The 26,158-nt window shown below is 59.2% G+C and carries 21 protein-coding genes; 4 read left to right on the forward strand and 17 right to left on the reverse strand.

Going from position 1 to position 26,158, the window contains the following annotated elements:
• Positions 1 to 83: 83 nt before the first annotated feature.
• The 5 genes from ACE10Z_RS33930 to cysD all read right to left on the reverse strand — a co-directional run bounded on the left by ACE10Z_RS33930 (position 84) and on the right by cysD (position 9,057).
• A complete protein-coding gene (locus tag ACE10Z_RS33930) occupies positions 84 to 869 on the reverse strand; it encodes a gamma-glutamyl-gamma-aminobutyrate hydrolase family protein (RefSeq protein ID WP_375784682.1) in 786 nt (261 codons plus the stop codon).
• Between the two features lie 29 nt (positions 870 to 898).
• Positions 899 to 1,957 (reverse strand): dhydrorhizobitoxine desaturase, encoded by a 1,059-nt coding sequence (gene rtxC / locus ACE10Z_RS33935; protein ID WP_375784683.1) that lies wholly within the window; start codon positions 1,955 to 1,957, stop codon positions 899 to 901.
• A 31-nt stretch (positions 1,958 to 1,988) separates the two neighbouring features.
• The gene (locus ACE10Z_RS33940; protein WP_375784684.1) at positions 1,989 to 4,400 is read right to left on the reverse strand and encodes a 2-aminoethylphosphonate--pyruvate transaminase; all 2,412 of its coding nucleotides are present in this window, start codon (positions 4,398 to 4,400) and stop codon (positions 1,989 to 1,991) included.
• 1,874 nt (positions 4,401 to 6,274) lie between these two features.
• Entirely contained in the window at positions 6,275 to 8,158 is a 1,884-nt protein-coding gene (cysN, locus tag ACE10Z_RS33945) for a sulfate adenylyltransferase subunit CysN (RefSeq protein WP_375784685.1), read from the reverse strand.
• Positions 8,158 to 9,057: a sulfate adenylyltransferase subunit CysD gene (gene cysD / locus ACE10Z_RS33950; protein ID WP_375789983.1), complete on the reverse strand. Its 900-nt coding sequence runs from the start codon at positions 9,055 to 9,057 to the stop codon at positions 8,158 to 8,160. Before cysD ends, cysN begins: the two co-directional genes overlap by 1 nt.
• A 1,086-nt stretch (positions 9,058 to 10,143) precedes the next feature.
• Between cysD and ACE10Z_RS33955 the strand changes: the two genes are divergently transcribed.
• Complete coding sequence (locus tag ACE10Z_RS33955) at positions 10,144 to 10,698, forward strand: MarR family winged helix-turn-helix transcriptional regulator (protein ID WP_375784686.1); 555 nt, start codon at positions 10,144 to 10,146, stop codon at positions 10,696 to 10,698.
• Positions 10,699 to 11,268: 570 nt separating this feature from the next.
• On the opposite strand, the gene ACE10Z_RS33960 is transcribed toward ACE10Z_RS33955, so the two are convergent.
• The 12 genes from ACE10Z_RS33960 to ACE10Z_RS34015 form a co-directional block, all read right to left on the reverse strand.
• Positions 11,269 to 11,454, reverse strand: coding sequence for a hypothetical protein (locus ACE10Z_RS33960; protein ID WP_375784687.1), 186 nt, complete (start codon positions 11,452 to 11,454; stop codon positions 11,269 to 11,271).
• Positions 11,455 to 12,431: 977 nt separating this feature from the next.
• Positions 12,432 to 12,626: a cbb3-type cytochrome oxidase assembly protein CcoS gene (gene ccoS / locus ACE10Z_RS33965; protein WP_375784688.1), complete on the reverse strand. Its 195-nt coding sequence runs from the start codon at positions 12,624 to 12,626 to the stop codon at positions 12,432 to 12,434.
• Positions 12,626 to 14,812, reverse strand: a complete 2,187-nt coding sequence (locus ACE10Z_RS33970) for a heavy metal translocating P-type ATPase (RefSeq protein ID WP_375789984.1) — start codon at positions 14,810 to 14,812, stop codon at positions 12,626 to 12,628. Before ACE10Z_RS33970 ends, ccoS begins: the two co-directional genes overlap by 1 nt.
• Before the next feature lie 12 nt (positions 14,813 to 14,824).
• Positions 14,825 to 15,325 (reverse strand): FixH family protein, encoded by a 501-nt coding sequence (locus ACE10Z_RS33975; RefSeq protein ID WP_375784689.1) that lies wholly within the window; start codon positions 15,323 to 15,325, stop codon positions 14,825 to 14,827.
• 22 nt (positions 15,326 to 15,347) lie between these two features.
• Positions 15,348 to 16,805 carry a cytochrome c oxidase accessory protein CcoG gene (gene ccoG / locus ACE10Z_RS33980; RefSeq protein ID WP_375784690.1) on the reverse strand — a complete coding sequence of 486 codons (1,458 nt, stop codon included), beginning with the start codon at positions 16,803 to 16,805 and terminating at the stop codon, positions 15,348 to 15,350.
• Between the two features lie 89 nt (positions 16,806 to 16,894).
• Entirely contained in the window at positions 16,895 to 17,767 is an 873-nt protein-coding gene (gene ccoP / locus ACE10Z_RS33985; protein WP_375784691.1) for a cytochrome-c oxidase, cbb3-type subunit III, read from the reverse strand.
• Between the two features lie 6 nt (positions 17,768 to 17,773).
• Positions 17,774 to 17,938 (reverse strand): cbb3-type cytochrome c oxidase subunit 3, encoded by a 165-nt coding sequence (locus tag ACE10Z_RS33990; protein WP_375784692.1) that lies wholly within the window; start codon positions 17,936 to 17,938, stop codon positions 17,774 to 17,776.
• Positions 17,939 to 17,949: 11 nt separating this feature from the next.
• The gene (gene ccoO, locus ACE10Z_RS33995) at positions 17,950 to 18,684 is read right to left on the reverse strand and encodes a cytochrome-c oxidase, cbb3-type subunit II (RefSeq protein ID WP_375784693.1); all 735 of its coding nucleotides are present in this window, start codon (positions 18,682 to 18,684) and stop codon (positions 17,950 to 17,952) included.
• Between the two features lie 8 nt (positions 18,685 to 18,692).
• A complete protein-coding gene (gene ccoN / locus ACE10Z_RS34000; RefSeq protein ID WP_375784694.1) occupies positions 18,693 to 20,345 on the reverse strand; it encodes a cytochrome-c oxidase, cbb3-type subunit I in 1,653 nt (550 codons plus the stop codon).
• 69 nt (positions 20,346 to 20,414) lie between these two features.
• A complete protein-coding gene (locus ACE10Z_RS34005) occupies positions 20,415 to 20,744 on the reverse strand; it encodes a hypothetical protein (RefSeq protein WP_375784695.1) in 330 nt (109 codons plus the stop codon).
• A 446-nt stretch (positions 20,745 to 21,190) separates the two neighbouring features.
• Entirely contained in the window at positions 21,191 to 21,451 is a 261-nt protein-coding gene (locus ACE10Z_RS34010; RefSeq protein WP_375784696.1) for a hypothetical protein, read from the reverse strand.
• Between the two features lie 846 nt (positions 21,452 to 22,297).
• Positions 22,298 to 22,690 (reverse strand): hypothetical protein, encoded by a 393-nt coding sequence (locus tag ACE10Z_RS34015; RefSeq protein ID WP_375784697.1) that lies wholly within the window; start codon positions 22,688 to 22,690, stop codon positions 22,298 to 22,300.
• A gap of 671 nt (positions 22,691 to 23,361) precedes the next feature.
• On the opposite strand from ACE10Z_RS34015, the gene ACE10Z_RS34020 reads away from it, so the two are divergent.
• Genes ACE10Z_RS34020 through ACE10Z_RS34030 form a run of 3 tightly spaced genes read left to right on the forward strand, consistent with a single transcriptional unit; the run spans position 23,362 to position 25,854 of the window.
• On the forward strand, positions 23,362 to 24,792 hold the full coding sequence (locus tag ACE10Z_RS34020; protein WP_375784698.1) for a PAS domain S-box protein: 1,431 nt from the start codon (positions 23,362 to 23,364) through the stop codon (positions 24,790 to 24,792).
• Complete coding sequence (gene fixJ / locus ACE10Z_RS34025) at positions 24,789 to 25,394, forward strand: response regulator FixJ (protein ID WP_375784699.1); 606 nt, start codon at positions 24,789 to 24,791, stop codon at positions 25,392 to 25,394. The genes ACE10Z_RS34020 and fixJ overlap by 4 nt, the downstream gene beginning before the upstream one ends.
• A gap of 52 nt (positions 25,395 to 25,446) precedes the next feature.
• Positions 25,447 to 25,854 (forward strand): hypothetical protein, encoded by a 408-nt coding sequence (locus ACE10Z_RS34030; RefSeq protein ID WP_375784700.1) that lies wholly within the window; start codon positions 25,447 to 25,449, stop codon positions 25,852 to 25,854.
• The last annotated feature ends 304 nt before the right edge of the window (positions 25,855 to 26,158 follow it).

The raw sequence follows: 26,158 nt of genomic DNA on the forward strand, positions 1-26,158 counted from the left end.
AACCGTGCTCGTGCATCAGTTCCGAGGGACTCTGCTTTCGACCTGGGCGGGCCGCGTTTGGATTGAAATGTCAAAATCCGCCTCTAGTTTGTCTTTGATTGGCAGTATGCAACACACGCCTCTCCGAATGCCGTGAACAGCTGCTTGCTGAAAGGATCGGTTGAGACGTGCCATTCGGGGTGCCATTGCACACCGATTTGCAGCGTCGGCGCGCCAATGACCGAAGCTGCTTCGACCAGGCCGTCAGGCGACCACGCCTCCCGCCTCAGTGCGGCGGCAAGCGCGTCTATGCCCTGATTGTGCAGGGAGTTCACTTGCGTTTCGATTGTGCCGGCGATCGGAAAGAGCGCGCCATCGGGACATATCCTCACGCTGTGCGCGGCATCGTACTGGCGATCTCTCGGACGATCCGGTTTCTCGGCATGCATCTGGCCACTTCCCAGGCTCCACTCCGCAAGCGATCGGCGAAGTGTGCCGCCGAAATACACGTTGAGCTCCTGAAGCCCACGGCAGATGCCCAAGATCGGCATTCCGAGCGCGATGGCCCTACCAATGACCACCGCAGAGAGCCTGTCCCGTGGGCGGTCACGGATCCCACCCACAACGTCTTGCTGGTCTGCCCCTGTGCAGGACGCAGGCGCTCCCAAGACGGCAGGATCGATATTCGATTCATCTCCTGTCAACACCAGGCCGTCCAGCCCGCGCATGATCGCCAGGCCAGCCTCAGCCCTCGGATCTTCAGCGTCGATCGTCGGCAATATGACGCACGCAACCCCCGCGTGATGAAGGAGGGCCTCTACGTACTTGCGCCGCAACCCGTCGCGATGCACACCGTCGACCAAAAGACGGTTCGACGTGACGCCGACCACGGCTCGCGCCTTGTCTGTCCGTTGCAATGTCACGCCACTTGCCCTCTCGTATGGGCATCGGCCAAAGACTGCTCATACAAGCGTCGATTTCGCTCCTTCAACTGAGCGATAACGCTCGGTTGACCTTGAGGTCCCTTGACGAAGAGCCCTCCCCAGCTTGCGGCAACTTCTGCGTAATTCGGATCCTGCATCCGGATTTTCTGAGCTTTGCACAACAGCCAGAATGGGATACCTGGCGACAGGTGATGCTCAAGATGGTACTCATCCAGATTTTGTCCAAGGATGGCCCGCTCGAGCAAATTGCCCTTCCGATTCCTGGTTAGATAGACGTTCTTCGTCTCGGTCTCGCACATAGGTGAGTGCTCGGCGAGCTCGACAAACCAACCAAGAACCTGAAACGTTGTGAGATAGGGCACGATCCAAAACAGGATGACGATGTGGAGCAGCCCAAGAGCATATGATCCGGCCAGTATGCCGAACCAGAAACAATAGAAGCCATACTTGTCGACAAGTATGCCTGACCGGCTCTGATCCTCGGCATCCGCTATCGAAAAGCGATTGGTCCAGAGATACTTCAGGTACGCCACCGTCGCGCCGCCAAATATCGGCTTCCAGATAATGTTGAAGGCGTACCGCTCAGGAGGCAGGACGTCGTAAACGCCGTTGGCCAGGAAGAACTTCAGGTCCGGATCCTTGTCCGGGTCGCCGAGATACGGATGATGCAAATAGACGTGTGAGATCCGGTAGGCCCAGTGACGCTGGAACAGGGGATAGGCAGCGAACAGAATGCCGAGGATGTAGTTCCAGGTCGTGTTCTTCGCGAGCGTGCGGTGAGCCGCATCATGAGCAATCGTGGTCAATCCACGCTGATAGGCCCCGATCAGAAGAACGGCGATCGGGTAGAGCCAGCATGAGACGTAGACCGTCGCGAGCGTACAAGCTGCAATCACAGCGTAATCTTTGGCAATATAGGCGGCTCCCGTGATATTGTCGGGCCTCAGCTCGGAGAGTTGCTTATTGATCTCGCGGCTGAATTGAACGGCCTCATAACGTGACGACCTCAGTTTCCAAGCTTCTGCCTGATTCATGAGAACCTCCTCCTGATAGCCTTGCAAGTTGTCAGATTGCGGAAAGCGCCTTGTCCAGATCGCGGACGATGTCGTCGACATCTTCGATGCCGACACAAAGTCGGATCGAGCCGCCAAATATGCCCGCGGCTTCGCGCTTTTCCCGTGGGACGGTGGTGTGGGTCGTAGAAACAGGATGCGTCACGAGTGTGCGGGCATCCCCTACATTCGAAACGTGATACATCAAGTCAACGCTCTGGATGAACTTCCGCCCGGCTTGTTCGTCCTCCACCTCGAACATGACCATCGCCCCATGTCCGTATGCGGCGTTGAGTGTCTGATCGACGGTTTCCCGATCGGCTCCTTCAAAGAGGCCGGGGTAGAAGACACGGCGCACTTTTGGATGCTCATTAAGAACGTCGGCCACGATCCTGGCGTTTGCGCAGTGCTGCTTCATGCGCAGAGGCAGCGTTTCAAGTCCTTGGATCAGTTGAAAGCTTGCAAAAGGAGCGATGGCCGCGCCGGTATCGCGCAACCAGGTCATGCGAGCCTTTAGGAGAAACTCACTTTTTCCAAGATCGTCGAGGTCGCGCAGCGCGTTGCGCCAGATAATCCCACCATGCGCATCGTCAGGACTGTTGAACAAGGGAAAGCGAGAGGTCCCCCGGTAGCTAAATTCACCGTTGTCAACGATCAGCCCGCCGAGCGTCGTGCCATGGCCGCATATATATTTCGTTGCGGAGTACGTCGTAATCGCAGCGCCGAGATCTGACGGCCGGCACAACAGTGGCGTCGTCGTATTGTCCACGACCAAGGGAACGCCGTACTTACGGCCGATCTCCGCCAGCTGTTTGACCGGAAGGGGAATCAGACAAGGATTTGAAATCACCTCTCCGAACAGACATATCGTGCGATCATCGATAGCACGCTCGAACGTCTCGGGCCTTCGAGGATCTGCCGTCCTAACGCTGATCCCAAGACGCTTTAATGTGTTGTGAAGCAGGTTCCAGGTATTGCCATATAGATACGGAGAGGCGACGACATTGTCCCCCACTTCGCCACTCGATAAGTTGACGATGGCAAGGAACGTCGCCGCTTGACCTGATGCAACAGCGAGCGAGTCACTTCCCCTATCGACGGCCGCGTACCTCCTTTCCAGCGCACGGGTCGTCGGATTGATGATCCTCGTATAGGTGAACCCATCAGCCTTAACGTTGTAGACGTCAGCAATGTGGTTTAGATCGCCGTCGAGTTCATAAGCCGTATTCTGGTAAATCGGCACTGCAACGGCTTTCGTCACCGGGTCGCGTCGGTAGCCCGCGTGCAGAACAGCCGTTTCGACGGAAAATGGGAGCTGCGAGTTATTTGCGACTGCAGGTGACATCTCTACGCGAGGCCCGCAAGTCTTCTGGGTTGACATCGGCCCCACTGACGAAGCCTGACCGGACCGGAAATATGAACGAAAAGCGCACCCCAACTGCTCGATCCAACTGGATCGGATTTCCCCAATGCAACCGACCCGAAAACTCCGTGTCGCAAGGTGCAGCTTCGAGTAGATGTAAAGGTTGTGGGCCGCCAAGTGACGATATAGCCCATCGAACCCTGTCTGATCCGCGATTCCGGATGGCGCACTGAACGCGACACAGACTGGCGAATGCAAGTCCGCGGGCAGCAGTGGAGACACCACTCCTTCGAGCTCCTTGATGAGATCGTCCCTGACTTTCTCATACCTGCGGCGCCTGGCATGAATGCCTTCGCCGTTCAGAATCTCCAACGCCTTTGTAGCTGCCTGAACGATGTGGGTGGGCGGCGTCGACCGCCACTCGCCTGTACGCTCGAACGAGAGCCATTGATCTCTCACGTCGAGTACAAATGACCTTGGTTCTTGAACCGCATTCTCGAGCAGCTCGCGCGACGCGATGACGAAAGCGACGCCCGGCGGCCCTTCCACGCACTTGTTGCTCGACGTGACCAGGACGTCCGCTCCACGCCGGCTCAAGTCGATATCAATGGCGCCAAAAGAACTCATCCCGTCGACGATAGTCTTGACACCACGTCGTCTCGCCTCCTCTACGATCGGATCCAGCGGATTGACGATTCCAGTCGTGGTCTCGCAATGCACGAAGCATAGATGGGTAACGTCAGGATTTCGGCTCAGATGCTCGGCAACTCCCTGAGGGTCCAAGGGCTCGTTGGCTCGCTTGACAAGCTTCAGTGCCTCGATGCCCCACAGCCGCAGAATTGTAAGAATGCGCTCGCCATAGATGCCGTTGATGCAAACGAGCGGCTTGTCGGCCTGGGACACAAATGAAGACAGAGCGGCTTCCATTGCAAAGGAGCCGCCTCCCTGAATAGGGACCACCGAGTAGTCCTTGGCATTTCCCAGCAGATTGAGCATCAGCCGCCTCATGTGGGCGGTCACCTCCTTGAATTCGCAATCGCGCGATGCAAGGTCAAGCTGCATCTGGCTCCTAACCGCTGCCGACAACGACAATGGACCAGGCGTCAGCAGAGAGCGCTGTCTTGTCACACACTTCCCCTTAAGTTGTATTCCTCAACGGATCTGGAGCATGATGGCGCGGCCGAGGAGGACCCTAGGGCGAGCGCCGACGTCCTCGGTTCAGCGGCTTTGGGAGAAGCGCCACAGTCCCGGGCGTGTTCGCGTGTCGGCGCACAGAAAACTCCGGCCGACGACAACATCCGTATCTAGCCACAGATGCAGAGTGATGTTCGCGGGGCCGCTCACCGATATCATTTGTTTCTCCTGGGAATTCGCGTTGCGACCGCGTCCTTGTGCGTAGTTGGTGCGACGCTCCACTCTCACCCAGCCGTCATGCGTGCGCAGATTTGAGCGGCAGTCGCCATCTTGCGTCGCCAACCGGCAGGTAAGCCGATCGGCTTACGTGCGAGTTGTGCCATTCAGGCGAATGTTGAAGTTCAGACAAAGCTGCACGTCGCGCCATTGCGTGTGGATACAGCTGCGCGCATGGCGCACTTTATGAGTGTTGTTGGTAACAGGACTCATCCTGCGTGAGCTTGAGACTTGAGACTTGAGACTTGAGACATTCGGACACCGTCACTCGCTGGAGAATTTAACGTCGCCTATTTCAAGATCGTACAACTTGACGTTAGGTGCGTTTCAACCCTCTCTGCGAGTTTCTCGCGTGAATTTTTCCTGACGCGCACCTCCACCAGGGGCGATAGGCCGAAATCGGCGCTGAGCGTAGTGATCGGCGGCAAGCTGGCTGAGAGTTTTCGTCGCTCAACGTTAGGATCTTGGACATTCGTCCTGCGAGCCGCACGCCGGCACGTGAGGTTGGCCTGCCCCTCTCGCTTCACGCGCGATCCTTGCCAAAACTGCAGACCGGGATACCGAGTTTCTTCGCCTCGTCGGCACGATTTTCCTGGATGCCGGGGCCCCGGAAGTGCATGCCCCCGGTCGGCAGACCATCAGCATGGCTGCAGCGCAGCAAGATGGTTTACGCAATGCGCCGCAGCGATTGGCATTTTCAGAGCTGCGGGTCAGAGCGAGCGCTCGGTCTCGATACCCTCGCCCGCCGCACTAGCGGCTCGAAGGCGCCGGAATCCTACGCGCCAGTGATGCGTCCCTCTATATCCACCTCTCGGGCGATCAATGCCGGCCGGATCTGTCTGGGCGTGTTATCGTTTGGGCGGTCGTCACAACGGGGATGGACGCGGAGTGCCTTCTCGCAAGACAGCAATGCCGCGATTGCGCAAACAATGCGCGGCGAGTGTCCCACAAGATCTGCCGCGACATCGCAAAGCGCCGCTGCGCCGGCTTCGATGAGGCCGGCCCTATCTGTCGCTGGTCGGCATTGCGCACCGCTACCCGGGTGCGACCAGGCGCCCGGAGGAGCGAGGATACCCTCATTGTGCCCGAGAGATCGAAGAGAGATCGAAGCCGGATGGCGGAGACGCCGAGCGGCTCGGTTTCACGAAAGCTCGGAAAGTGGCGCTAGCCACACGCGCAGCAAAAGCGCTAGCGAAAACTCAAACAACTGGAAGTCGGACTTCCTCGCTGGCCTTTGTCATAGCGTCGTAGACTCTGACCTGGAGCATGGGACGCCGCTTCTTGAGCTCCTCGGCTCCTGCCCAAGCTCCATCTCTGGTCGTGAATTCGGTTTTGAATTGACCGTCGACTTCGAGCACATAACCAGAGGCTGGCAATCGTCGAGTGGGTGCGACCATCTTATCCCCTTAGAGCGATGATTCGGATCGATGCCCCTGCTTAACCCGAGTCGCCTGGGCCGGGCCAGCAGGCTGGCGAGGGTTTCCTGCAAATCGATGCCGCGCCGCGAGGCGACAGGTTCGAGGCTACTAACCGTCAAGGATTGCGCGCGCCATCAAGACATCGACCACAGCTTCCGCCAATTGCTCAGGCGTCTTCTCCATGGTCCTGAGATGAATTTCGGGTCTTATCGGTGCTTCGTAGGACGCATCGATGCCGGTGAAGTTCGCGATCTGACCGGACTTCACCTTTGAATAGAGACCTTTGGGATCGCGCCGCGCGCATTCTTCGATCGGCGTGTCGACAAAGACTTCAATGAACTCCTCCTTGCTAACGAGGCTGCGCACCATGTCTCGTTCGGCCTTATAGGGCGAGATGAATGAGCAGATCACGATCAAGCCGCCGTCCGCTATCAACTTGGCAACTTCCCCGACACGCCGAATGTTTTCCGCGCGGTCGGCCTCGGAGAAGCCGAGGTCGGCATTTAACCCGTGCCGGAGGTTATCTCCATCCAGCAGCATGGCATGCCGCGACATTGCAAACAGCTTTTGATCGACGATGTTGGCAATCGTCGACTTTCCCGCGCCGGACAGGCCGGTGAACCAGATGATGCAAGGCTTCTGGTTCTTGATGGCGGCCCGCTCCTTCCTTCCCACCGCAACGGGTTGCCAAGCGATGTTGGCAGCCCGCCGCAGTGGACATGCGATCATGCCGGCCGCAACCGTACGATTGGTATGACGGTCGATGACGATAAATGATCCGGTCTTGCGATTGACCTCGTAAGGATCGAACGCCGCGGGCAGCGCGGTTGAGACATTGCAGAAGCCGATCTCGTTGAGGTTAAGCGTCCTGGCCGTCAGGTGCTCACGTGTGTTGACGTCGATCCGATGTTTGATTGCAGTAATGCTGCCGGCTGTGGTCTGCGACCCAATGCGCAGGATGTAATTGCGTGCGACAACGAGCGGATCCTTATCCATCCAGATCAGATGAGCGGCGAACCTGTCGGCGAGCTCCGGCCGCTCGGTCGGACGTGCCAGGAGATCGCCACGGCCGATATCGATCTCGTCTTCAAGAGTAATCGTGATGGCATCACCGGCCTCAGCGCAGGGTAGATCGCCGGCCTGAGTCAAGATCCGCCTGATGCGCGCGGTCCGTCCAGACGCTGCGACAACGATGTCGTCTCCCACCGAGATGCTCCCCGAAGCTACGGACCCGGCATAACCGCGGAAATCCAGGTTCGGCCGGTTCACCCACTGGACCGGAAAACGGAAAGCCTGGCTCGCGCTGTCGGACCGGATATCAATGCTCTCCAGGTGGCCGAGCAGGCAGGGACCATCATACCAGTGAGTGTTGCCGGAACAATTGACGACATTGTCGCCATAGCGGGCAGAGATCGGGATCGGAACGATCGAGGTGAAGCCGAGACCGGCAGCAAAGGCCACATAGTCAGCGAAAATTCGATCAAAGATCTCTTTGTTATACTTGACGAGGTCGATCTTGTTCACTGCCAGGACGAGGTGGCGAATACCAAGTAGCGAACAGATGAACGAGTGGCGCTTGGTTTGGACCAGCACGCCCTTGCGGGCGTCGATCAAAATGATGGCGAGCTGGGCGTTCGAAGCGCCGGTTGCCATGTTGCGGGTGTACTGCTCGTGGCCGGGCGTATCGGCCACCATGAACGAGCGTCGTTCGGTCGCAAAGAAGCGGTAGGCCACATCGATCGTGATGCCTTGCTCCCGTTCGGCTTCAAGCCCGTCGACGAGCAGCGCGAAATCGATCTCACCGCCGGTGGTACCGTACTTGGCACTGTCGCGTTCAAGCGCCGTAAGCTGATCCTTGTAAATCATCTTGCTGTCGTGCAGCAGCCGGCCGATCAGCGTCGATTTCCCGTCGTCCACCGAGCCGCATGTGATGAATCGCAGTTGATCTTTTGGCTTGGCCTGGGCAGGTTCCGTTGTCGGCTTGGAAAGCATCAAAAGTAGCCTTCCCGCTTCTTCTTCTCCATGGAAGCGGATTCATCGCCATCAATCAAACGCCCCTGGCGCTCAGATACCGTCGCAGTCTGCATTTCTGCGACGATGTCTTCTATCGTCGTCGCACTGGACTCAATAGCCCCGCTCAAAGGATAACATCCCAACGTGCGGAAACGGATCATCCGCATGTCCGGCGTCTCGCCGGAGTTAAGCGGCAATCGCTTGTCGTCGATCATGATCGTCGCGCCATTTCGACGCACTATCGGTCTTTGCTGTGCGAAGTAGAGCGGGACGACCGGGATCTTCTCGAGCATGATGTATTCCCACACGTCGAGCTCAGTCCAGTTCGACATTGCAAACACGCGCATGGTTTCACCCTGGCGGATCCGTGTGTTGAACAGGTTCCAGAGCTCAGGCCGCTGGTTACGGGGGTCCCATGTGTGCCCGGCTGAACGGAACGAGAGTATCCGTTCTTTTGCGCGGCTCTTTTCCTCATCACGTCGGGCTCCGCCAAAGGCGGCATCAAATTCGTAGAGGTCGAGCGCCTGCTTCAGGGCGTCTGTCTTCATCACCTGGGTATGAAGAGCAGAGCCTGAGTCGATCGGGTTGATCCCCCGCTCGATGCCCTCCTTGTTTACATGGACGATCAGGTCGAGGCCGAGCCGCTTGGCCGTCGCATCCCGGAAGCTGATCATCTCGCGGAACTTCCAGGTCGTGTCGACGTGAAGCAGGGGGAAGGGCAACTTTGCGGGGTAGAAGGCCTTGATCGCAATGTGCAGCATCACGCTCGAGTCCTTTCCGATCGAGTAAAGCATGACCGGCCTTTTGAACTCGGCGACCACGTCACGCATGATTTCAATCGATTCAGCTTCGAGACGGTGCAGATGTATTGGCAGCATATGTTCTTTTCGATGCAGGATCTCTGTTCTTCGCCGTTCTACGGCTCCGGCCCAGATGAGAAATCCCCGCGGCGGAAACGCGCTCGCCAGAGCGCATGGCTCGTCCATTAGGTCAAGTGCCCGTTAGGCAGCAGACATGCACACCCGACAGCCGATCGCATTCTACGGCTGGTACGACCAGCCTGCGCCACGTTATCGGTGCGCAGACCGGCTCGTTGCGCTCTGAAGAATGTTGGCTAAATCAGCCAGCGTGTTTTGATCGCAAGCATCCAGATCACCCTAAAACAAATTGAGGACCTGCTCAAGCCGCCAGACCTCGCCTCACAACATCGCGACCACCGCGTCGCGATTCCGAAATGGCATCAAGCCCGCAGCTCGATCAGCTTCTGAACGGCGCCTGTTGCAACGGAGCTTCCATTGAATTCGCAGGCCGCAAATTCTCCTCAAGGTTGGTAGCCAATAGCTTTTGGGCCTGCCGTAGCACCATGGAGATGTCAGACGCGGAGCAGAAGTCCTCTCAAACCTCCGGCTAGCGTGGACTGGCTCACCGTGCAGGAGATGAGCCGGACAATGCTGCTGCCTTGCTACTGCGCAAATCGCACCAAGCTTCGAAATATCTGACGATAGAGTTCGGCTACCTCCCGTCCGCTAATTGCGCACGGCGCATGGGACGTTGTTCTGTCGAGCCGGCACGATGCCGTTTGCTGCGGCACTGAAAACGACAAATGCGACATGCACCTGCCTGATGCTCGGCATACACGAGAGACATTCGGCAAAAGAGCGGATCGGTCGACGAGCGGGCCAAGGAGCAGACCAAAGTCGCGGACATCTCACCTTGGTCAGGGCGTATCGATCTGACCTGCGCGCGGGTTGGATCCCGACGCGAGCTGCTGCCTGTGAATGCCGCCGCTGGTCCGTCAAGACAATGAGCGCCGTACGCCCAGAGCAGCTCCGGCGCCAGTATTATCGGCAAGCTCCACTTCCGTCCGAACTGGACCAAGTATTTGATTTGCCTACTCTTGCGGCGTTGTTCCTGCTTCCAATTCGCGCTAAGGGAAGCCGGTAAAGGATGGAACCCGACCTACGATGCCGCCGGATTTACCTGGTGCAGCAAGCGCGCTTGGCAGTATCTCACCTGACGGACAGGAGATGGTCCGGCCGTTCATGTGGGAGATCAGATCGATCAGCGCCTATCTCGAAGAGCTTGCCAAATTCCGAGCCGATGTGCTTGGCATCACTGGGCCACAGTGGATGATCCTGATGGCAGTGGCCTATTTGGACAGGAAAAACGGTGTCGCTGTCAACGAGGTGTCAAAGTTGATGCACGTCGATGCTTCCTTCGTCACGACCCAGTCAAAGCTGCTAGAGAAAAATGGGTTTCTACGCCGCAAGTCTTCCGCAAGCGATGCGCGGGTCGTGCAGATGTCGCTGACGGCAAAAACCCGCAAACATCTCTCAACTTTGGCGCCACGACAGGAAGCACTCGATGAGCTCGCTTTTGATGAATTCGGGGTTAACGGGTCAAGCGAGTTCATTACCAAGCTCGCAGCAGTGAGGCATCGTCTGGAGAAGGCCCGCCATGAGAGCCGCTCTGGCGTTCTGAGGACCAAACGCACGACCGTCAGAAATGACGCTGGCTAGCCATGTCGAGACTTCCAGCCTTCGACTTTTTCTTGAAGCAGCGCGGGCGAAGGTGGTTGTGGTCCGTTCACAACGCCGAAGGCACGCAGCTGATGACGGGTTCAGGGCGTAGCCGCTCCGCCGCCAGGTATCAAGCCAACAGAGCGCTTTTTCTATTGCTGCTGAGCGCGCCGTATCATTGCGGAGCTCGAGCCAACCAACAGGCTCGGCAGCGCCCGCAGACCCCCTAAGCCTACCATGATCTTCGGGCGATGTGACTCACTGACGAGATTCGACGCCCCACATTATATCGCGCCGACCATGCTGCGTTCTCGGTATTTGCATGAGGAGAATGGTGGCGATGAAATCGATCGGAAATCAGCTTGGGCGCTCGTAGTTGATTGCCTGACCGGGTTATCGGGATCGGAAATCACTGCGCTCCAACAGCAGCCTACGCAGGGCCACGCAGGATTCGGATCCGCAGACCATTTACCGCAATTCCCAAGACGAATTTGCGATACAATACCACAGGGCATAAAGGGCGGCCCGCGAGCCGCCCTACAGTACCAGTTACCAGCACTGCTTAGTAAGCTACCGCTGATGTCCGAGCCCGATACCGAGATGCAAGGCCTTCTGGCGCAGCGCACCGACAGTACGCTTGGTCATTTTTGCTATTTTTATGACCGGGGTCCGAGCCTTCGAATGGACCTTGAGATCTTTGATATCTGCCTTGGTCCACTCGCGCCGCTTACCGCGTTTCTTGGTTGCTTTTTTCACAATGATGCTCCTTTTGAGAGGAGCGGCTTGTAACATAGTTTTTTCGCAGCGACGACCGCAAAAAACAGGCAATCATAGGAACTCGCGCAACCTGCAAGCTCAGCCATGTGTTTGGAAGGCAAGAGCTTGGGTACTCATGGCGGATGCCGGATCGTAAATTACGTGCGGGTGCGGGTCGAGTGGCTTCGCCATGAATAAGCGAACGGAGCCCCTAATCGAGACATGCTTATTCGAAGCTAATCATTAGGTGATAACATATCTGTGAAAGAGATGAGCAAGCGAACTGCGATTAGCCGGAACAAACTCCAAATCGGGCATGCTCGAGATTCGAGTTAAGCTTGGAGGGATCAGCCATCGAATCTCTGTGAGACGTCGTGGCGATCTCTCACTATGTCGCTCTGACCACGCTTGGCGCGCCGCGTCGTCTAGACTATTGGAGCCTCCTTTGGGCTGGGCGAGAAAACCAGATCGGATCTCGTCTTTGTGCCCGTCGCCCGGTCTCAATGTATCGGAGCGGAAGCGTGTGGTCGTACGACAGTTTTCACGTCTTTCGACGGAGGACTGACTGAGAACGGCAAAACATTGTGGTTTTCAGGGTTCGGCTGATCTTAGAGATAGATGGATAGATAGAGAGAGAGGCTTCGGCCGGCGTCAACGCATCAGACTTGATGGCGCGCTCTTGGTCCAAATCGCCTCCTATGTGATCTATGCATGTTTCGCCCAGACTGCAGACGCTGAAGCTCGATAGTCCTCGATCGGAGCTGTTGCGCCGCGATGAATTTCTCACTGAGCCATATCAGTCCCATCATACGATTCTTAGCCGTACCGATCCGAAGCGACCTGCGGTATGCATCGAGCCCCCCTCACCGATCGTCCGGCTGAACCTTGATTTTGCGTTTCGCGTTGCCCGCAGTTGCGGCGGTGGACCGACTGGCCACCCAAGCTAGCACTCGCCTGCACAGCGTTGACCACCGCGTCTACAATCGCGCCGGTCCATTTGCACTAGTTGGACCAGGCGCCGACGGCCCGTTCGACTCGTCATCGGCGATGGCGCGCCAGGCCGCGCCATCGAGATCGTCATACTGGCCACTCTTGAGCGACCACAGGAAGCCGAGCAGGCCGACCAAGCCGAGCGCAAGGGCGAGCGGAACCAGATAGACCAGGACTTCCATCAGATTGTCTCCCTCCTTCGCGCCCGCAACGCATTGAGCATGACCAGCACGGACGAAGCTGACATTGCCGCGGCGGCAATCAGCGGCGTCGCCAGGCCGGCGATCGCGACGGGCACGGCCAGGACGTTGTAGACGACAGCGAGCCAGAGATTCTGCCGCATCAGAAGCAGCGCCCTGCGCGAGCCCCTGACGGCCGTCATCACAGGCCCGAGACGCTCACCGAGGAAGACCGCATCAGCGACCGCCTGGCTCATATGGGTCGCAGTGACAGGCGACATCGAGGCATGGGCCGCTGCGAGCGCGGGCGCGTCATTCAAACCGTCACCGACCATCAACACCTTGTAGCTCTGGCTCGTCAGACTTTCGACCCGGGCGACCTTGTCCACCGGCGAGACGTTAGCGCGCCACTTACGAATGCCGAGCGTCTCGGCCGCCCGGCGGACTGCTGGCTCGCGATCGCCGGAAACGATCTCCACCATGATGCCAAGGCGTGCGAGGCCTGCGACCACCTCGGCTGCATCTGGCCGCATCCGTTGCCGGACAGCAAAGACATGCTTGGCGTCACCGTGGCTGAACGCTACGACGGAGGCCTCAGGATCGCGGCACAGGATCTCGTCGGTGAGCATGTCAGCACCGCAGAACGAGGGGCGGCCAAGCCGGATCGGCGCCCCCTTATAGTAACCTTGGACGCCTCGCCCCGGCTCCTCTTCGATATCGGCCAGCGGCTCGCTTGCGCCGGCAGCTCGCGCCACGGCGGCGGCGATCGGATGGCGGCTCGACAGCGCCAGCCGGCCTGCCAATTTGACGACATCGTCGGGAATGCTGGCGAGATTGGCGACATCGAGCTCAGGCAGCGTCAGCGTGCCGGTCTTGTCGAAGATCACCCGGTCCACCTCGGCAATGCGCTCGATCGCATCCCCGGCATTGAGCAGCACGCCGGAACGAAACAGTGCACCGGAGGCCACGGTCTGCACCGCAGGTATCGCCAGACCCAGCGCGCAAGGGCAGGTGATGATCAGGACCGCGATCGCCGTGACGACCGAATCATGGAGCGTGGCGCCAGAGGCAAGCCAGCCCAGCATCGTCAGGAAGGCAGTTGCGTGAACGATCGGTGCATAGAGCCGCGACGCGCGCTCGGCGAGGCGCAGATAGCGCGAGCGAGCTTGCAGGGCATGATCAAGCAGCCTGGAAATCTCGGCAAGCAGTGTGTCGCCTGAAGCCCCCGACGCGCGGACGCGTAGGGTGCCGGATTGTACCAATGTGCCGGCGAACACCGCGCTGCCAGGCGTCGCGATCGCCGGCAAGGTCTCGCCGGTAATGAGGCTTTGATCGACCTCGGAACGTCCCTCGATCACGTTGCCGTCGACGGTACAGCATTCGCCGGGCCGCAGCAGCACGATATCCCCCGGTTTGATCGCTGCTGCCGGAACGGTTCTGATCTCGGTCGGGCTTATGAACTTCACGGCCGTCTCCGCCTTGAGCGCGGCAAGGTTGCTGGCGAAGGCGCGGGTGCGCCGCCTCATGTTCTGGTCGAGATAGCGGCCCGCGAGCAGGAAGGCGATCAACATGATCGCCGCATCGAAATAGGTGTGCTCGGCATGACCGATAGTCTCGATCAGCGAAGTCGCCAACGCCAGCAAGATGCCGATGCTGATCGGCACGTCCATATTGGCTCTGCGCGCCCGCAGCGCGGCAAAAGCCGAAGAGAAGAACGGTTGCGCGGAGTAAGCCGTGGCCGGCAGTATGATCAGCGCGGAGAGCCAGTGAAAGAAGTCGCGCTGCTCCGGCAGCATGTCCGAGACATTGCCGGACCATACCGGGATCGACAGCATCATCACATTCATCGCGGCAAACGCGGCAACGCCCAGCCGCCGCAGCAAGCTCCGCGCCCGCTCCGCCTCCAGCGTCTCCGCATTATTCCGCTGGAAGGGATATGCCCGATAGCCTAATTCGGCGAGCCGCTTGACAAATAGGGCCGGATCGAGCGGTCCTGCCTTCCATTCGAGCGCCAGCCGGTGATCGGTGAGGTTCACGCGTGCCGAGGTCACGTCCGGAATGCTCGACAGATTGCGCTCGATCTTGCTCATGCAACTCGCGCAATTGATGCCCTCCACTGCGAGGTCGAGTTGAAAGAGGCCCGCGCCTGTCCTCTTCAGATAGTGAGAAAAATCGATGTCCGCCTGCATGTGCATGTACTCTCAGTTCAGGACGATGCGGTTTTTCGACAGAAACATGCGGCGGCCATCGGCGTCGCCCTCGATCACGAGATCCCACTGCCCGACAGCGACGCCCTCGGCGCTGCCGCGGTAGGTTCCAGCATGAGCCTCCGAGACATCAATCGTCCGATCGGCTCGACGGTCAACCGGTCGCTCGAGCCGGGCCACGAAACCCATTCCGGCAAGAGGCGCGCCTGCGCGGTCGCGCGCCTCGATCGCAAGCACAGCTCGGCCATCGGACTGCCGGTGGATATGTACCCGCACCTGCCAGTTTCGCTCGTTCTGCTGCCGTGCTGCGATGATCTCACGCTGATAGGCGAGGCTCGCGCTATAGGCGCTGTCGACCTCTGTCCCCGGCAGCGTCGTGATGGCAAAGCGCATCATTACCAGATTGGCGCCGATCACGACCGAAAAGAAGACGAGAATGACGATCAGGACGCAGCGTCCGGTGATGGGCCGCGCGCCTGGCGCTGATGCGGTCATGATGAGATCCCGTCTGTGGTCGTTAGGGGAGGACGAAATGATCTGTTGCGGAAGCGACCTCGCCGAGGCCAATATCGGTGACCCGAAACCTCACCAGCATCGACCGTTCCGACTTGTCGTTGTCCGGCGCCGTCACCAGCACACGCAGCTCTGTCGTGGCATCGCGAGCCAAGACGATCATTGGTCGATCCACCGTCACCGAATCGACGCCGACGACGTGGACGGACGCCTCAGGCGGCCCATCGATGTCGATCGCGACCACGCGATCGAAGCCGCGCTTGTTGAGCAAGCGCACGGTGTAACCGTTGCGAATCGAGCCATCGCTGAGCTTGACAGCCACGGGATTGCGATCGTGCAGGACGCTGAGATCGAGCAGCGTTCTCGACAACAGCGCATAAAGCATCACCGCGCAGACGACCGCGATCAAGGAAGCATAGACGATCGTGCGCGGGCGTACCGGCTTGAAGAGCTCCGACTTGCCGTCTATCCGCCGCCGGATATTGATGTCGTTGTCGTAACCGATCAGGCGGGTTTTGCGCCCGACCTTCTTCATGACGGCATCGCAGGCGTCGATGCACAGCCCGCACTGGATGCAACCGAGCTGGGCGCCATTGCGGATATCAATCCCGGTCGGGCAGACAGCCGCGCATTGACTGCAATCGATGCAGTCTCCGACCCTTTCGCCGCGCGCGCGCAGATCGAGTGATTTCTTCAATGAGCAGCGCTGCTCGCCGCGATCGTATTTATAAGTGACATTGAGCGCCCACTCGTCGGTGAGCGCGGCCTGGATGCGCGGCCACGGGCACATATAAACGCAAACCTGCTCGCGCATGTAGCCGGCCAGCAGATAGGTCGAAGCCGTCAGGATCCCAATCCAGATATAGGCGATTGCGGGCGCCTGGAAGGTCGCCAGATCGCGCACCAATGTCTGCGCGTCGGCGAAATAGAGCACCCAAGCGCCACCGGTCCACCAAGCGATCATCAACCAGACCGCGTGCTTCAGCACGCGCTTTGCCGCGCGTCCCATTGTCATTGGGCGTGCAGCGGCCCTCAGCCGCTCGCGACGGTCGCCCTCAACCCAACGCTCTACCGCATAGAACAGGTCGGTCCACGCCGTCTGCGGACACAGATATCCGCACCAAATTCGCCCGCCCAGCGCGTTCATCAGGAACAGTGCGATGGCTGCAAGCACGAGCAACCCGGTGAAATAATAAAGCTCTTGCGGCCACAGTTCGATGAAGAAGAAGTAGAACCGCCGGTTCGGCAAATCGAGCAACACCGCCTGGTCGGGCGCGCCCAAGCCACGATGCCAACGCACGAACGGCAGCAGATAGTAGATGCCCAGACACACCACCATCAGCCGCCATTTGATCGTCCGGAAAGTGCCGCGGACACTCTGCGGATAGACCCTCTTATGCGCTACATAGAGGGGTCTGTCCTCCTCGATGAGCTGATCATCCTGCGAAACGGTCTTGTTCATGGCGGACTTCATGGCCGACCTTGCATCTGGCGCAGATGAATGACGATGACCCACGTCGACGGCGCCTTGGGCTTGGCGACACTTCTCGCCTATTGTCCGCCACCGAGCGAGTGCACGAAGACGGCGAGTGCCTTGACTGTGATGGGATCGAGGCGCCCGCTCCAAGCTGGCATGACGCCGGCGCGGCCATAGCTGATGGTCTCGACCAGCGTCGCCTCGTCCGAGCCGTACAGCCAAATTCCGTCAGTCAGGTTCGGCGCGCCGAGTGCCTGATTGCCTTTGGCATTCTCGCCGTGGCAGACCGCACAATTCTCGGCAAAGATCCTTGTGCCGGCCGCAGCATCGAAATTGGCTGCCGTTGCCAAGCTGGACAGCGACCGCACGTAATTCGCTACCGTGACGATCTCACCGATCTTGAGGATGCCGTCGCGGCCGAAGGCCAGCATTTGTCCTTCGTGCGCCTCGGCATGCCCGGAACGTGCGCCGAACTGGATGGTCTGCAGGATCTGGTCAAGCGACCCGCCCCACAACCAGTCATCGTCGTTGAGATTCGGATAGCCCTTGGCACCCGCTGCACCGCTCCCATGGCATGGCGCGCAATTGTCCGCGAACACCGTCTTGCCACGAGCGCGGGCCAGTGCCAGCAGGGTCGGATCGTTCTCGATCTCGGTCAGAGACGCCTTGCCAAGCACAGCCATCTTCTCGCCGCGCAGCTTCTCGAGACCGGCAAGGTCGCTGACGACGCTGGCGCGGGTCGAATAATGCAACGCGCCGGTTGTGTAGTTTGAGAGAAGCGGCCAGGCGGGATAAACGACCCAGTAGCCTATCGCCCAAAGAATCGTGGCGTAGAAGGCCAGAATCCACCAGCGCGGCAGCGGCGTGTTCAGCTCCCTTATACCATCCCATTCGTGCCCGGTCGTGGAACGGCCGGAGATGCGATCGATGTCGTTGTGCTCGGTCATGATCTGTCAGTCCCGGCGCAACGGCAAGCGCGCCGCAGAGTCAAAACGCCTCTTGTTGCGGGGCCACAGCGCATAAACGACGATGGCGATGAAGATGCCGACGAACAACGGCGTCCAGAGGGTCACGACGAAGCTTGACGCCAGGTTCTCGATCGAAATGACGGCTTTCATCACAGACTCCTTCAGCGCAGATTGGCTTTTTCGTCGTACAGCTTGAAATCGATCAGCGTGCCGAGCATCTGCAGATAGGCGACAAGCGCATCGAGTTCGGTCGGATTGCCAGCCCTGCCGTCGAATTTGCGGACAGCCGCCTTCGGATAGCGCTTCTGGAACGACGCGACGTTCGCACTGTCAGGATCGACCTGCGCCTTCAAGTCGGCGACGGCGTTCTTGATCTGGTCCTCGGTATAGGGGACGCCAACCGCCCGATTGGTGCGCAGATGTGCGACCATGTCAGTCAGGTCAACCTCCGTGTGCGCCAGCGACGGATAGCCCGGCATCACCGATTGCGGCACGATGGCGCGCGGATTGATCAGATGCGTGACGTGCCATTCATCGGAATATTTTGCGCCAACACGAGCAAGGTCCGGGCCGGTACGCTTCGACCCCCATTGAAACGGGTGATCATACATGCTTTCAGCGGCCAGCGAGTAGTGTCCGTAGCGCTCAACCTCATCGCGCAACGGCCGGATCATCTGCGAGTGACAGAGATAGCACCCCTCGCGTACGTAGATGTTGCGGCCGGCAAGCTCGAGCGGCGTATACGGCCGCACGCCGTCCACCGCCTCGATCGTGCTCTTGAGGTAGAACAACGGCGTGATCTCGACCAGGCCGCCGACCGCTATCACGACAAGGATGCCAGCGATCAAGATGATCGAGTTCTTCTCAAAGATCTTGTGTCGGTTCCAGAGAGACATGCGATAACCTATTCCGCGACTTGGAGCGCTCCAGCGTCCTGGATTTGATCGGTTTGCTTTGCATTCACCGTCATCCAGAGATTGGCGGCCATGATCAGCGCGCCGATCAGGAACATTGCGCCCCCCGCGGCACGGATGATGTAGAAGGGATGCATGGCCTCGACCGACTCGATGAACGAGTACTCGAGGAAACCAAGGGAAGTGTAGGCGCGCCACATCAACCCCTGCAGGATGCCAGACACCCACATCGCGGAGATGTAGAGCACGATCCCGATCGTGGCGATCCAGAAGTGCCAGTTGACGAGCTTGAGGCTGTACAGCTGGCGATCCCAAAGCCAGGGAATCAGACAATAGAGCGCGCCGAATGATACGAAGCCGACCCAGCCCAGCGCGCCGGAATGCACGTGGCCGACCGTCCAGTCGGTGTAATGACTGAGCGAATTGACGACCTTGATTGCCATTGTGGGGCCCTCAAATGTCGCCATGCCGTAAAAGGCAACCGAGACCACCAGCATACGGAGCACCGGGTCTGTGCGCAGCTTGTCCCACGCACCCGAGAGCGTCATCAGGCCGTTGATCATGCCGCCCCATGAGGGCATCCACAGCATGATCGAGAACGTCATGCCCAGCGTCTGGGTCCAGTCCGGCAGCGCCGTGTAGTGTAAATGGTGCGGTCCAGCCCAGATGTAGAGGAAGATCAACGCCCAGAAGTGGATAATCGAGAGGCGGTAGGAATAGACGGGGCGTTCGGCTCTCTTCGGAATGAAGTAGTACATGATGGCCAGGAAGCCGGCGGTCAGGAAAAAGCCGACCGCATTGTGGCCGTACCACCACTGAAACATGGCATCCTGCACGCCGCCCCAGGCGATGTAGGATTTCGAGCCGAATACCGAGACCGGCAATGCGGGATTGTTGCCAACGTGGAGCACCGCAATGGTGACGATAAAGGCCAGATAGAACCAGTTGGCGACGAAGATATGCGGCTCCTTCCTTTTCATCAGCGTCGTCAGAAACACAATGAGATACGTGATCCAGACGATGGTGAGCCAGAGATCGGCGTACCACTCTGGCTCGGCGTATTCCTTGGACTGGGTGGCGCCGAAAAGATAACCGGTGCCCGCGATCAGAATGAAAAAGTTGTAGCCAACCACCACAAACCACGGCGCAAGATCGCCAGCGAGGCGGGTCCGGCAGGTCTTCTGCACCACGTAGAACGAGGTCGCGATAAGCACGTTTCCGCCGAACGCAAAGATCACAGCCGACGTGTGCAGCGGGCGGAGCCGGCCGAAGCTCGTCCAGGGCAGATCAAAATTCAGTGCGGGCCAAGCGAGCTGTGACGCGATGAGAAGACCGATGGAAAAGCCCGCGATGCCCCAGAACATCGCCAACACCGATGCGAATTTGATCGGACCGAGATTGTAGTTCGGCCGGCCATTGATCTCCGCCGGCGGTAATAGCGCCGGCCGTTCATAGTAGCGATTGAGGATGACGGCTGCGGCGGCTAGACTGGCGGCGGACGCCAGCAATGCGTGGAATGTAAACGCAGAATCGTGCCCCATCGCCCCGGCGAAAAAGCAAACGTAGGCAGAAACAGCGAATACCGACATCAGGCCTGCTTCACCCATCGTCGTGGATTTCGAGGCAGTGGATGGGCTTGTCATGTCTTGGCCTTATTTGAAAGCGGGATGGCTCGGGACTCACATTTCCGGTGAGGGAACGGTTGAGCGCGATCAGTCGCGAAAGCGCTGCGGGAGCCCATCGATCTCGCGACCGAGCGCGAGCAAGGTTTGCTCGTTGGGGCAGTCTTTCAGGGGACTTGCAAGCTTCTGTCTTTCGACGGCGGCGGCGCAGCGGGTCTTGGCCCGACACAGGCCGCACACCCGCTGCAGATCGCGCAATACGTCACCATGGCGGGCGGCAAGCGCATTCTCGGAAAAACCCGCAAGTGCGAGGCGCTTGCTCAAGAGTTCAGGAGAGCCTGGACTTTGCGCCATCGTTCGAAAAGCGGACGTGGACAGATTGAGCTCACGCGCGATCGCATCGACGTCTTGCGGGCTCAAGCAAGCCAGTTCGGATGTCCGAGACAGGCTCGCTCGCAACCGGCCAAGCAGATTCCTAAGCCGCCAAGGAAACCACCAAGGACCCCCGATATGTGCAGATGGGCTAACCATGTGTCATATTCCTCGAGGCAGCCTTAGCTGCCGGAGGCAGATTTGTTTTTGACTGCATCAAACAAGACCAGTTTGTGAGATCAAATCGTTTGATCCGGATCCGTCTTCCGGACCGACGCTCGGCGGAGCGCCGCGGCGAGGCAGCTGAACGACCGGCAAAAGTCCGGCAAGGTCTGCTTGGTGCCGCGAACAACAGGGCGCCTGCTGAATTGGTGACGGCATCGCAAAGCTTCTCTCTCGAATCAACGCTCGCAATAATGTTTTTGCGATCGCATTTGAACTCGCAGATTGAGTGCGTCATGAAATGCGCGGACCTCTGGCTAGCCGAGCTTAGGCTAGCCACCCCATGCCGGCGGCAGTGCAGGCGGGGTTCGAAGCTCCATCGCATCGGCGAAGATGGTCCAATCGCGGACACCCCTTTGCTTGCAGAAGTCGGTCTCCGCCTGCTGTGCAGCAGCACTCAGCGAGGCGGCATCAACCTTGAACGCTGCCTGGCAGGCACGATGGTGGTGGCCGGTATCGTCGCAAACGGTCTTAATGAAGCGAACGTTAAATGAAGGCATGAACACCCTCTTCCTGTGGGTTGGCTTAGCCATGCCTATTCTGCCATTTGCGCCAGAAAAGTATTTGATTTGCCTCAAGCCGCATCGCAAAGAGATTGTCTGTCGTCGAGACCACGTCGAGGCTTGGGCAGCGCGACGAAAGCGTTCCTATTCTTCTACAGAATCCGCAATCGCTAGCTTGACGTGGCTCCGTAACAGCGACTTTGCTCTGTTCATGCGTTCGACCGATTAGTTTGAGACGCTGATCCGGGAATTTCTCGTCGATACGGTCGAGAGCGGCGTGGACCGTCACATCCGAGATACCGATTGTTGACCTCCATCGACCCCATATTCAATCGCCGGCAATATGGCGCCTCAAGGTGTCGCTCTTCTGGCGAGCGCCGGACGGCGGGGGCACTATCGGCGGCGAGACCTGCGCGCCCGCGATCGTGAGGAATGAGGCGAGCCGCCCCCATCCCACTTCTGACAGTCCACCCTGCCGCCGCAACCGCAAAGCCGATGATCAGGCTAGTCGCAGCCAAAGCTTCGATAATCCCAAGGTTCAGGACCTCAGCGCCGAGGCCTATGGCCGCGATCAGCGCCGAAGGCCACCGACAATGCGAGGCGAGCAATCAATTTATCATCTCCTTCGTGGCTCTTGCAGCATATTGACACATGTTGTCATGGCCCGACGCGCGTGCGGTGCCTTCAACATTGACACAATCGCGCGTCCGGCATTTTGATTTCCATCAACCCGACTGCTCGCGGGCCTGTCGCGGACCAAGGCGCGCGCTGGCGAATCACCCGAGTTCGAACATGTTGCCCGCAAGTCCCCTGTCCCGCTCGCAGGGGCCCCTGGCTGTCCGAAGCTCTAGACACGCATCTGCTTCTTGACCTGCATCAATATGTCAGCGGCGGGCTACCGATAGAAACGGCCTTCCAGTCAAGGTCAGACACATGGCAGACAGAAAGACTTGGCGCCCCATCATCTTTTCCTGTCCAAGTACCGGCGACCGGGTTCAAGGACTGCTGCCGGATGACGCAGCCGAGCTGAGCGTCAACGACCTGCACCCGATAACCTGCGCCGCTTGCGATGGTGTCCACTTCATCGACCTGCGGACCGGCGCGATGCTCGGGGCCGAGCGTAGTTAGGCCGACTTGCGGGATCGTCCCGTTCTCGCTTGAAGACGCTTCTGGGCCCGCAAGGGCGTGGTCGCCCCCATCAACACTCAACGCCTCACGATGACGCCGTGGGACGAGGAGATTTTCCCAACGACGAAGGATGTTCGACATGACAGGCCACGGCGAAACCTACCCCGCCGCAGGCACCGTTGCGGGAACCGCAGTCCAGTCTAAATGCTTGAGGAAGCCGATCAAGATTAACCGGCCCTGCTTGAGCAGGTCCGGATCGATCCGACCAAAGCCCGGGAGTTGCTTTGCAGTGTCAGCCCTCATATTTCGGTTGGCGATCGGATCATCTCGCAGCACGATGGCTGCGACGGCGCCACGGCCGAGGGGACCGCGGCGGCGACTGACGCGATCGAGACCACGCGCCCCTTGGGCGATATTGCGCTGCCCCTGCTCGCGCGACGGACAAGTGATGTGGTCCGTATTGTTCGGAAGGATGCTTGAATATGTCAGTCCGCGGCGATGAACTCCGTCCAGGATCTATTGGCAACGTGACTTGGGAACGGGTCGAAACGGCGCCCTTTGATTGGGACCTGGAGATTGCCGTAATCGAAGGTAATGCCATTCACCGGCTCGTCTTCCCTTGCCGCCGAATCTTCGGAGGCTGGGTCAAGGCCAAGACCGGAGAACACGTTGCCGTGCAGCCCACGCACTGGCGCATCTGGCCCAAATAGCGGCGGCCATACATCGACGTAAATTGAGACGCGTCTGCTTCCCGTAGCCCCCCGCGGCCCAACGATGTAAAGTCGATCGAATGAGAGGGTCTGCCCGGAAATATGTCCGATCGCAACTGGTACCGCTATGGCACTGCCGCGGCAGCCGCCGCGCTGGCCCTCGTACTGCGAGCAGCGCTAGATCCGTATCTCGAGGGCCGCGCGTTCACGATCATCTACCTTCCAGCCGTCGTTTTTGCCGCTTTTGCCGGCGGCCGCGGACCGGCGAGTTTTACTACCCTGCTCTGCCTGATCATCAGCGCGGCCTTTCTTGGGAAAGGCCTCATCACCGATTCCGCAAACATGATCGATATCGCCGGATTCGCGGTCCTTGGTCCCATGCTTGGCTTCATGGGCGATCGGCTGCGGCGGGAATCGGAACAAGCGCGGTATCGGCAAGCCCATTTGCAGTCGATCCTGGACACCGTTCCGGAAGCGATGATCGTGATTGACGAGAAGGGCATCGTTCGCTCGTTCAGCGCCGCGGCAGTGCGTTTGTTCGGCTGGTCGCCGGACGAAGTCGTCGGAAAGAATGTATCCAAGTTGATGCCGCGGCCCTATCGCACCGAGCACGACCGCTACATGGATCGTTATCGGACCACTGACGAGCGGCGCATTATCGGCATCGGCCGCATCGTGATCGGCGAGCGGAGCGACGGCTCGACCTTTCCGATGGAACTTGCCGTAGGTGAGGCCAAAGTGCGCGACGAACGCTTCTTCACTGGCTTCATCCGAGACCTCACCGAACGGCGGGCGCAGGAACGGCGGCTGCAAGAGCTGCAATCTGAACTCGTGCACGTGTCGCGGCTGACCGCCATGGGTGAGATGGCATCGTCTATCGCCCATGAAATCAACCAGCCGCTCTCCGCCATTACAAACTACATGCGGGGCGCAAAGGTTGCGTTGGCGTCAGACAAGCCGGACGTCAAGCGCATTGGTGTTGCACTGGAACACGCCGCCCAACAGGCTCTGCGCGCGGGCGATATCGTCAAACGCCTGCGGGAATTCGTTGCCAAAGGCGAGACGCAGCATTCTGTGGAGAACCCGATCACGCTTCTTGAGGAGGCTGTTGCGCTGGCACTTCTCGGCGCCAAGGAACAAGGCGTGCGCGTTGCGATCCGCAGCGACCCCGATCTGCCGTCAATGATCGTCGACAAGATCCAGATCCAGCAAGTCGCGCTGAACCTGATACGCAACGCAATCGAGGCGATGGCGTCCTGCCCGCACCGCGAATTGACCGTCGGAGTTACCAAGGTCGATGGCCTCGCCAGGTTTACCGTTGCCGATACGGGCCCCGGCATCAGCCCCGATATCGCCGACCGCCTGTTCCAGCCCTTTGTCACGACGAAAGAGCATGGCATGGGTGTGGGACTGTCAATCTGCCGGACGATCATCGAATCCCATGGCGGCCACATCGTCGCGGAAGCGAAGCCCGGCGGCGGCACGATTTTTCAGTTCACCCTGCCATTTGCGGAGAATGGTGAAGAGGCATGACTGGGCGGCGCATTCTTGTGATCGACGATGACGCCGCGATGCGGGACTCGCTCGCGTTTTTGCTTGATGTCAACGGTTTCTGCGTAGCGACGTATGAGACGGCGATTGAGTTCCTCGATGAGGTCGCAAGCGGTCCGGCCGACTGCATTGTATCAGACATCCGCATGCCGGGCATGAGCGGCCTCGAACTGCTCCGCAAGCTGAAGGCCGACCGCGTCGGCTGCCCCGTCGTCCTGATAACTGGCCATGGCGACGTATCGCTCGCAGTTGAAGCGATGAAAGCGGGTGCGGTCGATTTCATCGAGAAGCCGTTCCAGGACGAGGGTCTATTGCGTGCCATCAATAGTGCCTTGGAAGCGCAGCCAGCGAAGGTAGCCGATGACGCAGCGAAACGGCAGGCGGAAGCCCGTCTCGCGGACCTCTCGTCGCGCGAGCGTGACGTTCTGCAGGGACTGTTAGCCGGCAAGATCAATAAGGTGATCGCCCATGATCTTGGCATCAGCCCCCGGACAGTCGATGTTTACCGCGCGAACCTCATGGCCAAGACCAATGTCCGCAGCATGTCCGAGTTGATGCGGATCGCGATCACCGCGGGGCTCTAGCAGCATCGGCAAGCGGCACGATATGGCTTATTCAAGGTGCGTGGATGAGGCGATGAACGGTGGTTCCGGGAGCAACGCTCCGCGCCGGGCTGGCGGTGTTGTTGGTGGCGGTCGCTTAGACGAATTCGTCGATGGTGCGGCAGATCCGCGCATAGCTGTCGCGCTGACGTCCATTTGCCCCGATCTGCGCGACGACGTCGGCGAGCGCATCGATACCGATGGCAGCAAGAGGGGCCCTCAAGAGCACCTACTCGACGCGATGGGCGCGTTTGAGCGCAGGATTGTTCTCATCAATTCCGGCAAGCGCCGATCTCGGACACAAGGACCGATATACCTAATGGTTGAGGACATCATGATCCGAAACGATGCCGACGCGACCGCGGCGAACGAGCCGTTCATCATCTTGGCTGCCGGCTTGTCGTTCCTCGCGTTCAGTAAACACCTGTTTACCACAAGATGAATGTCGACCGGCGATGGCGAGGAATGGACGGCATCCAGGATGTCTTCTCGGCCCCGATCGCCGCACTGGTATCTGCGATGGAATGGTTGTGCCGAATCCTGCAGCACTACGACTGGCATTACCGATGCAACACACGTCATGCTGGTTCCTCGCCGCTTGACTTGGCATCGCACCGTCACGCAAACTCCTCCGTGGCCGGTTTGATCGCACTCAAACAAAATCAACGACGGCATTTGAAGGAGATCAATTGCCCAGCCCAGATTTGTGCTCCGGTGGGCAGCAGGCCTTTCATGCCCGGAGAACG

Origin of the sequence: Bradyrhizobium sp. Pha-3 (genome assembly GCF_042258615.1) — a bacterium.
In the GTDB taxonomy this organism is placed as follows: domain Bacteria; phylum Pseudomonadota; class Alphaproteobacteria; order Rhizobiales; family Xanthobacteraceae; genus Bradyrhizobium.

Excerpts from the sequence above, each read along its gene's own strand:
- rtxC (WP_375784683.1), bottom strand. The coding sequence starts at position 1,957 with ATGAATCAGGCAGAAGCTTGGAAACTGAGGTCGTCACGTTATGAGGCC.
- ACE10Z_RS33940 (WP_375784684.1), bottom strand. The coding sequence starts at position 4,400 with ATGCAGCTTGACCTTGCATCGCGCGATTGCGAATTCAAGGAGGTGACC.
- cysN (WP_375784685.1), bottom strand. The coding sequence starts at position 8,158 with ATGCTTTCCAAGCCGACAACGGAACCTGCCCAGGCCAAGCCAAAAGAT.
- cysD (WP_375789983.1), bottom strand. The coding sequence starts at position 9,057 with ATGCTGCCAATACATCTGCACCGTCTCGAAGCTGAATCGATTGAAATC.
- ACE10Z_RS33955 (WP_375784686.1), top strand. The coding sequence starts at position 10,144 with ATGCCGCCGGATTTACCTGGTGCAGCAAGCGCGCTTGGCAGTATCTCA.
- ccoS (WP_375784688.1), bottom strand. The coding sequence starts at position 12,626 with ATGGAAGTCCTGGTCTATCTGGTTCCGCTCGCCCTTGCGCTCGGCTTG.
- ACE10Z_RS33970 (WP_375789984.1), bottom strand. The coding sequence starts at position 14,812 with ATGCAGGCGGACATCGATTTTTCTCACTATCTGAAGAGGACAGGCGCG.
- ACE10Z_RS33975 (WP_375784689.1), bottom strand. The coding sequence starts at position 15,325 with ATGACCGCATCAGCGCCAGGCGCGCGGCCCATCACCGGACGCTGCGTC.
- ccoG (WP_375784690.1), bottom strand. The coding sequence starts at position 16,805 with ATGAACAAGACCGTTTCGCAGGATGATCAGCTCATCGAGGAGGACAGA.
- ccoP (WP_375784691.1), bottom strand. The coding sequence starts at position 17,767 with ATGACCGAGCACAACGACATCGATCGCATCTCCGGCCGTTCCACGACC.
- ACE10Z_RS33990 (WP_375784692.1), bottom strand. The coding sequence starts at position 17,938 with ATGAAAGCCGTCATTTCGATCGAGAACCTGGCGTCAAGCTTCGTCGTG.
- ccoO (WP_375784693.1), bottom strand. The coding sequence starts at position 18,684 with ATGTCTCTCTGGAACCGACACAAGATCTTTGAGAAGAACTCGATCATC.
- ccoN (WP_375784694.1), bottom strand. The coding sequence starts at position 20,345 with ATGACAAGCCCATCCACTGCCTCGAAATCCACGACGATGGGTGAAGCA.
- ACE10Z_RS34010 (WP_375784696.1), bottom strand. The coding sequence starts at position 21,451 with ATGGCTAAGCCAACCCACAGGAAGAGGGTGTTCATGCCTTCATTTAAC.
- ACE10Z_RS34015 (WP_375784697.1), bottom strand. The coding sequence starts at position 22,690 with ATGTCGAACATCCTTCGTCGTTGGGAAAATCTCCTCGTCCCACGGCGT.
- ACE10Z_RS34020 (WP_375784698.1), top strand. The coding sequence starts at position 23,362 with ATGTCCGATCGCAACTGGTACCGCTATGGCACTGCCGCGGCAGCCGCC.
- fixJ (WP_375784699.1), top strand. The coding sequence starts at position 24,789 with ATGACTGGGCGGCGCATTCTTGTGATCGACGATGACGCCGCGATGCGG.
- ACE10Z_RS34030 (WP_375784700.1), top strand. The coding sequence starts at position 25,447 with ATGAACGGTGGTTCCGGGAGCAACGCTCCGCGCCGGGCTGGCGGTGTT.